This is a genomic window from Okeania sp. SIO2B9, from assembly GCF_010672505.1.
Taxonomy (GTDB): domain Bacteria; phylum Cyanobacteriota; class Cyanobacteriia; order Cyanobacteriales; family Microcoleaceae; genus Okeania; species Okeania hirsuta.
In genome coordinates, this window is the sequence record NZ_JAAHGK010000181.1 from 1 (window position 1) to 8,051 (window position 8,051).

Genomic DNA, 8,051 nt, shown 5'->3' on the forward strand with positions numbered 1-8,051 from the left:
TCGGTGGGGTATTAAACCCACAAAGAAAATGATAAAATATCCGACTACCTCCTCTAAATCTCCCATTCCTCCTGACTCCATTTCTCCTGACTTCCCCTCCTGGGAGGGGTTAGGGGTGGGTTGACTCCTACCTCATACCAAAAGACTTCCATAAGCAAACCCTATTTATAAATATAGCAGTCGAAACAAAGGGCGAGGACATTTACAGCATATTTCTGGCAAATGAGGTACAGAGTAAATGATGAAAATATTGTAGTGCGGGCATCTTGCCCGCGATGGATGTACCTCATAACAACGGGAAGCGCTGTATAAAGGCTCAAATGAGCGTCAGGGATTACTTTTAACTTCTGACTGTCAGATGTGCGTCTTACATTCTGAGGAAACCTTGCCAATTAGCACTTGATGCATGACTTTTGCCTAGCGCGGAGCGCTATAAGTCCGCAAAAAGTGGGGATAATAAAGATATTTTGTGTCGAAGCGAAAGTAGATATTTTTTCATAACACTATGAAACAGCTCTGATATTACATAGTTCTGGCGTTGCTGAAGCACCTGTATGATATGAATTCTAATTACTTAAGAGTCAACCCACCCCTAACCCCTCCCAGGAGGGGAAGTCAAGAGTCAGGAGTCAGGAGGGAAGAAAGAAGAAGAAACCCCGAGTAGAAGGAGGAGGTTTTTTGCTCGCCCTCTTATCCGGACAAGATATCATACCTCAAATCAGCAACGCTATAGTTCTTAGAAGAACTTAGCCTTTTCGGCTATAGTTAACTGAACACCAAAAAGGCTTTGTTATTTCTTCATCTCCGTCCTATTGTGAATGAAAAATTCATCATTCACATATCACATATATAATAGTAGTATTTACTACTCTATTTATTCTTGTCTTTGACCATTACGGAATACTCCTGGAAATCTTTTTCCTTCAGCATCTATAATAATCCCTACACCATGAGGTATTCCTCCTCTTAATTCTCCTTGATAACGAATTCCATTAGGATATGTACAACTTCCTCTCCCATCTAGTTCTGAATTATAAAAATCTCCTTGACATCGTATGCCATCAGCACGAGTAAACACTCCTGGACCAAAAGGAGAACCTGCAAAGAAATCTCCCTCATAGCGATCGCCATTAGCATAAATAAATTGACCTTGACCAGTAGGCTGACTACTAATCACATTACTAGAGAGATTCTCCACTAAGTTAAATTCTCCGACAAAGCGATCTTGATTGGCAAAAGTAATTGTACCCGACCTAATTTGTCCATTTTGGAATACTCCTGTAACTCTGGAATCATCAGAGAATATAAAAGTACCCTGTCCATTAGGCAGACCATTCCGAAACTGTCCTTCGTAGCGATTACGATTAGCATAGACATATACACCACTTCCTTCTGGTCTTCCATTGACAAAATCTCCAGCATAATTATCTCCATTGGGATAATTGCATTTAACTCTGCCAGTAGGAGGGTTTCCTTCACAAAAAGGTGCTTCTGTTTGTTCTTGTGCCATTAAGGACTGAGGATGCCACATCAAAATTGTGTATCCCAGGCAAGAACCTGTTAATATCGCTATTTTTAGTTGTTTTATTGATAGCAGCATGGCCTATACTAAGCCTATTTATTAATTTAAAGAGTTTCTATTATTTCTTGATTCCATTATATCCATTATATACAGTTGCACAGAACTGTGGAAATTGATTCTAATTTTACTCCAGAATGTCTCAAGATACTTGATACTTCTTGCAAAAATATTTTATGCTATAATTTACAGATATTTTTTGTCTAAGTTGACTTGATAAGACAGGCAGAATTCCTCATTTTTTCTGAATAATTGATCTTAAGCGATCGCTCTCTAGCCAAATCATTAAAAATAGGCATACTAAAAAAGTTCACCTAATGATTAAAAGCTCAACCAACTAGAAATTTAATAGATTTTTTTTCAACTTAATTAGACAAATCCTAATTATAAATACCAGCTATTAAGTTGGATATTAACCTGAATCTCTTACCCCGATTTCGTTCAGGATTAGAATATGTTCTACTTTAATTCGTCATCGATTAAGTTGACGATTATATTTTTTATCTTATTTTGTTAACTTTTTCCCTTTCTTTTTCTCAATTGGTGTTTTACTTAATTGATGGATGAATTTTTGCAATTCCTTGATCGCCTTAATCTGCAATAACTTTAATTAAATCTCTCAATAGTTTAAAATTATGATTTTTTCCTTTTATCTTGACTAGGCACATAATCAAACCACTTTTTTGTCTAATTATCAATTGTGTTTTTAAAGTATGTTCTTTTTTTTTCCACTATCAAACTGTTTTTGTCTTTTTTTAGGTCTTTCAATTTGACTTTCCATGAAATCCATTACTACCAGTTCTTCTTCAGCATAAATTTGACATAATTCTGTTTTTCCAGGCAGTCAAAATTAACGAAATTTAATTAGAATAATTTATTTTTTTACTCCTCAGTTGTTGGCTGACTTCCTACCTCTTTTTGAATTTCCACACCACTTTGCTCAAACACGACAACTGGGTCAGCTCCTGTCTTAAAGTCCACTCGCTTTACCAATACCTTACCATTAGCTAGTCGTTGTCCAATTTTTACATATCTACTTGTAGGCTCTGTAGGAACCTTAACAATAATCTGCTTTTGATGTCCCACTTGCACAACTCCACTAACTTCTATACCGTCGGCAATAGTTGTATCTGGTGGCGGTGGTGGAGGAGGTGGTGGTGGCGGTGGTGGTGGTGGTGGTGGTGGAAACCCTGGCCCTCGCCACTGAGGAGGCGGGGTTGACTCTATTGGCAGTTCTGGTAAACCTGGTACTTGTTGAGTAGATGAACTGGGCAACTCTGGGGGTTTTGGTGGAGATGGTGGCTCTTGAGATTGTGATTGTTGTGTAGTACCTGGAGGATGAGCTGCAACTTTTGTATTATTATTTTTTCCTGACTGAGTATTGTTTTGTGATGCTGCTTGTTTGTTTGTATTTTGCGGTAGCTTACTGTTGGGCGTTTGCCTTGATGGAGGGGGTGATTGAGCTGAACTTGAATTTTGTCTGTTTGTGGCAGATGGCTGTTGTGAATTTTGTTGTTGAGGAACTTGGTTTGAGTCTGTCCCTTGGTTTGTTCTGGTTGCAGTTGACTCTGGTTCCCTCCAAGAGGAAGGGGATTTAGTTTCTGGTAGAGTTGGAATATTTGGTACTTGCTGACTATCTAATTCAGGAAGTTGGGTAGATACAGAATCTCCTGTTTGATTCGATCTCCGACTTGGTACTGGAATAGTTGGTAAATTTGAGAAGGGGTCTCTGGTCTCTGGAATGCTTGAAATAGAAGTAGGTGTTTGAGTTTGAACTTCTTGTTGGAGGGATTTTGTTCTTTCATTCGGGTCTGTAGACCTAATTAAATCTTTTGCCGTCTCTGACTTTTGGGGAATATCTGGAGATGGGAAAGGTTCGTCAACAGCAAGAATTTGAGAAGGAGATTCAGGAGGGTCTATGGGAGTAGGAGAAGATTCTGGAGTATTGGCAGTAGAACTGTTTCCTCTGTTAAAAAATGGTAGAGATTCACATCCACTTATCCAAACTGATAGTAACCCCGCTCCTAATATTAGTAGAAATTTACGCATTGCTAGTTCCGAAAAGCCTAATATTGTCAAGGGTAGCAAAAATTTAGCAAAATCATACTACCTTTGCGATAAAGTTAACAACCATGCTCTACAAATGAGTTTTCGAATGGTGAAGTATTAGGTAATGGTCTTCTTCGTCTTTGTTGAGCAACAATTGGACTATCATCGCTAGGTACTATCCTTCTCACATTTTGTTGCCAAGTAGTGGGTGCTGTAGTTTCAGGAAGGGTAGGTAGACCAGGTAGTTGTTGGCCTTGTATTTCTGGCAATTGGGCTACGGAAGATTCTTCTGGTGCTAATTCTGGTACTGGTATTTCAGGAACAACAGAAAATGGGTCTCTACCTGTGGGAACAGATATTGTTTGAGAAGGTTGAATTGTAGTATCATCTACCTCATTTCCTAAGTTTTGCTGTAAAACTTTTTCTCTTTCCTCTGGGTCGGTAGATTGGATCAAGTTAGCAACTGTATTGGACTTTTCTGGAACTTCTGCTGATGGAATAGTCGATTGTGATTGTGAATCAGAAGATGGAGAATCTGGAACTTGAGCTAGGATTTGGTTAGAAAAACTGGCAGAATCTGATAATGCCATTAATTGCATATCTTCATCATTAAGTGCTACAGATTCACCTCTAAGTATCCAGAAAGCTAATATTCCTATGCTGACGAAATACAATACTTTGTTCATTTGAGATTTTGTTTATGTTGATAAATTTTACAATAGTTTAAGATCAAAAATACCATCGTTGCTACTCTAAGTATCACATTTTTAAGTTTTTTTGATCGACTTTCAATAACTATAGCGTCAAGCCAATCTTAATTGTGAACTAGTTATACCAAAATTCAATGCTTAAAAAAAAATCAGGATATTTGTTTCTACTACTTTATTTTGTTTAAAAATTTGTTTTTTGACAATAAATTTATTAAAAAAAAATTAAATTATCCATCATTAATTGGTTTATAGTGAGTTATATTTTTCTCTAGTTGCCTTCTCAAGGTATTCCCTTTTACCTCCCTTTATCATCAAATTTATGTAAATCTAATTTAATATTTAGATATTAATAAAATTCATCTAAAGTAAAATCAAGAAATAATTTGAATGATATAGTAACTTCAGCTAAACTTTTCAACAAGACTGGTCTACTTAATTAGTAGACATTAATAGAGATTAGATAAAAATATACTCAATTGTAGTATGTTGAATTTAGTCATTATAGAACCGAGATTAGGTATCAAAGGTAAAAAATCATGGGAACAGTTTCTATATCTCCGGTTGTACTAATTATTCTAGATGGTTGGGGTTATCGAGAAGAAAAAGAAGGAAATGCGATTGCTGTTGGTGAAACACCTATAATTGATAGCCTTTGGCAAGCATATCCTAGAACTTTGATTCAAGCTTCTGGCAAAGCAGTAGGTTTGCCAGAAGGTCAAATGGGTAACTCGGAGGTCGGTCACTTAAATATTGGTGCGGGGAGAATTGTACCCCAGGAGTTGGTAAGAATATCTGATGCCGTAGAAGATGGCTCAATTGCTCAAAATCAAGATATTGAAAAATGTTGTCAAGATGTTAGTGAGCGTAATTCCAAACTACATTTAGTGGGTTTATGTTCCCCAGGAGGAGTTCATTCTCATGTAAACCACTTATTAGGTTTACTAGATATGGCTAAAGCAAAAGGAATTTCTGATGTTTGTATTCATGCTATTACTGATGGACGCGATACAAACCCAAAATCAGGAGTCCAGGTACTCAAACAAATAGAATATCACATTAATCAAAGTGGTGTAGGACGAATTGCAACTATTAGTGGTCGTTACTATGCAATGGACAGGGATAAACGATGGGATAGAATTCAAAAAGCTTATGAAGTAATGACCAAAGACGGTTATGGAGTAGGTTGTTCTGCTTCTGATTTACTACAACAGTCTTATACTGAAGGTATAACAGATGAATTTGTTATCCCAGTTAGAGTATCCCCAGGAGCTATAGAACCTGGAGATGGAGTAATATTCTTTAATTTTCGTCCCGATCGTGCCCGTCAATTGACTCAAGCTTTTGTAGATCCAGATTTTAATGGGTTTGAGCACCAACAAATTCAACCATTGACATTTTTAACTTTTACTCAATATGACCCTAGTTTATCTGTCTTAGTGGCTTTTAAGCCTCAAAACTTAAATAATATTCTCGGACAAGTCATTTCTCAGCATGGTCTACGCCAACTCCGCACCGCTGAAACTGAAAAATATGCTCATGTAACTTACTTTTTCAATGGAGGTTTAGAACAACCATTTGAGGGAGAAGACCGAGAATTGATTCAAAGTCCAATGGTTGCTCATTATGATGAAGCACCAGAAATGTCAGCTAAAGAAGTAACAGAAGTAGCGATCACTGCTGTGGAAAAACAAATCTATTCTCTAATTGTGATTAATTATGCTAACCCTGACATGGTAGGTCATACTGGGGTTATGGATGCGGCAGTAAATGCAGTTAAGACAGTTGACTATTGTTTAGGACAACTTTTAGATAGTATTAGTAAAGTAGGTGGCACAGCAATAATTATTGCTGACCATGGTAATGCTGAATATATGTGGGATGAACAAGGAAGTCCTTGGACAGCTCACACTACAAATCCTGTGCCATTTATACTCATAGAAGGAGAGGGACGAAAAATTCCCGGTCATGGCACTAAAGTGCCTTTACGACGAGATGGGTGTTTAGCAGATGTAGCACCAACTATTTTGGAGATTTTACAGTTGCCCCAGCCTCCTGAGATGACTGGAAGGTCAATAATTGAAAATGCCGGATATGATATTCAACAAAATCGTACTCCTGTGCGAATGGGTTTGTAGTCAGCTAGTTAGACAGGAGGCAGTTCAACAATTAATAATTAATAATTAATAATTACCTCTCCTTCTCAAGCTCAGTGAAATTATTGGATTTTTTAACGAATTAAAAATTATGAATGTTGTTCAACTTGCAGAAATTATCTGGATTATATCGGCTATCGGTATTGTTGTATTTGTCTTGTTACACAGCCCCAAAGGTGATGGAATTGGTGGTATTGGTGGACAAGCTCAATTGTTTACTAGCACCAAAAGTGCAGAGATAACCTTGAATAGGATTACTTGGACTTTTTCTGTACTTTTTATGGGTTTAACCATACTTCTTAGTGCAGGGTGGTTACCACAATAGGTTGTTGATCAAGCAAAATATTCCCAGACAAATGTCTGGGAAACAAGTAAATTTAGTCAACTATTCTAGGTTATTGACATTTTTCCAACATACCCCTTACACGACAATGCGGGATTAATAAACCTCACGGATTAGGACTTTCTGCTCTCTCTTGACAGGGGAGCTGCGCTTTTTCCTATCGGAATGCTCCGCAAACATATCGCGAAGCGAAACATAGCACCTGCCTCTGAGGCCGAACCTCTTTCTGGTCTATCAGTTGCTCCACAGTACTTCGCCAATCCGACGGCTCCCCTAGACACTCCTAGCCCAGCAGACTTATTATGCATAAAGTAGCATGCTATCGTAAAAATCACAAGATTGATTGGTTTTCATTCTAGGTTAATAAACTTTTCCAAATCATTCACCAACTTAGGTGGCCAACGACGAATATTAGCGACCCAATCAAGGTCTTGATAACGTCCATCTAACCCGACAGCAGCTACCCAGTTACTTTCCGCTTCTCCTTTTTTGCCTTGTTCCCAGAGACAAGCAGTTAAAGCTGCCCGCATATCAGCAAAGTTAGGATATTTACGAACCAGGCTTTTTATGGTTTTTACTGCTTCCTGAGTTTGTCCAATTTGGTAAAGAGCTAGAGAATAATTAGCACGGGCAAAGGCATATTCAGGAGCTAATTCAGAAGCTTTTTTGTAATCTTCGGTGGCTTTTTCCCATTCTCCTAATCCTCCTTCTGCATTGCCACGGTTATTGTAGGCAACTGGGTCAGTTGGGTCTAATTCTATGACTTGATTGTAATCAGCGATCGCTTCTGACCATTTGTTGAGTCTTTCATAAGCAATACCACGATTTAGATAAGGGTCTGGAGCATCAGGAAAAATTTCTATTGCTTTTTGATAATCAGATATTGCTTCTTCTATTTTATTTTGGCTAAGTCTAATATTACCTCTGTTGCTCCAAATTGCCGGATTATAGGGATATTGTTCTAGAATTTGAGTCCATAATTTTTCAGCGTTGGCAAAGTCACCGTTATTACTAGCATTTAAAGCTTGATCGAATAGACTTTCTAATTCTTCTAATTGAGTGGGGGTAATATTCTGTGGTTGAGTGGCAGCTATTACAGTTACTGGGTTGCTCAAGCAAAATACAGATAATAAAAGGATTGTTATGAAAAGTTTGCGAATTAAGTGTGGCATATTGATAATTTGTTTATAGTATTAAAAAGATAAATAGTATCACAT

General features: G+C 37.6%; 6 protein-coding genes and 1 pseudogene. 2 read left to right on the forward strand and 5 right to left on the reverse strand.

Annotation, left to right across the window (positions count from 1 at the left end):
• Positions 1 to 874 precede the first annotated feature (874 nt).
• The 4 genes and pseudogenes from F6K13_RS08905 to F6K13_RS08920 all read right to left on the reverse strand — a co-directional run bounded on the left by F6K13_RS08905 (position 875) and on the right by F6K13_RS08920 (position 4,314).
• Positions 875 to 1,600, reverse strand: a complete 726-nt coding sequence (locus tag F6K13_RS08905; protein ID WP_124155359.1) for an MORN repeat-containing protein — start codon at positions 1,598 to 1,600, stop codon at positions 875 to 877.
• A 359-nt stretch (positions 1,601 to 1,959) separates the two neighbouring features.
• Positions 1,960 to 2,423, reverse strand: a pseudogene (locus tag F6K13_RS08910) (transposase family protein); the annotation flags it as partial.
• 38 nt (positions 2,424 to 2,461) lie between these two features.
• A complete protein-coding gene (locus F6K13_RS08915) occupies positions 2,462 to 3,628 on the reverse strand; it encodes a hypothetical protein (protein ID WP_124147556.1) in 1,167 nt (388 codons plus the stop codon).
• 74 nt (positions 3,629 to 3,702) lie between these two features.
• A complete protein-coding gene (locus tag F6K13_RS08920) occupies positions 3,703 to 4,314 on the reverse strand; it encodes a hypothetical protein (protein WP_124147555.1) in 612 nt (203 codons plus the stop codon).
• A 560-nt stretch (positions 4,315 to 4,874) separates the two neighbouring features.
• Here F6K13_RS08920 and gpmI point away from each other — a divergent pair.
• The gene (gene gpmI / locus F6K13_RS08925; RefSeq protein ID WP_124155361.1) at positions 4,875 to 6,473 is read left to right on the forward strand and encodes a 2,3-bisphosphoglycerate-independent phosphoglycerate mutase; all 1,599 of its coding nucleotides are present in this window, start codon (positions 4,875 to 4,877) and stop codon (positions 6,471 to 6,473) included.
• 109 nt (positions 6,474 to 6,582) lie between these two features.
• Positions 6,583 to 6,816 (forward strand): preprotein translocase subunit SecG, encoded by a 234-nt coding sequence (gene secG / locus F6K13_RS08930; protein ID WP_124147553.1) that lies wholly within the window; start codon positions 6,583 to 6,585, stop codon positions 6,814 to 6,816.
• Positions 6,817 to 7,184: 368 nt separating this feature from the next.
• On the opposite strand, the gene F6K13_RS08935 is transcribed toward secG, so the two are convergent.
• Positions 7,185 to 8,006, reverse strand: coding sequence for a tetratricopeptide repeat protein (locus F6K13_RS08935; RefSeq protein WP_124147552.1), 822 nt, complete (start codon positions 8,004 to 8,006; stop codon positions 7,185 to 7,187).
• Between the last annotated feature and the right edge of the window lie 45 nt (positions 8,007 to 8,051).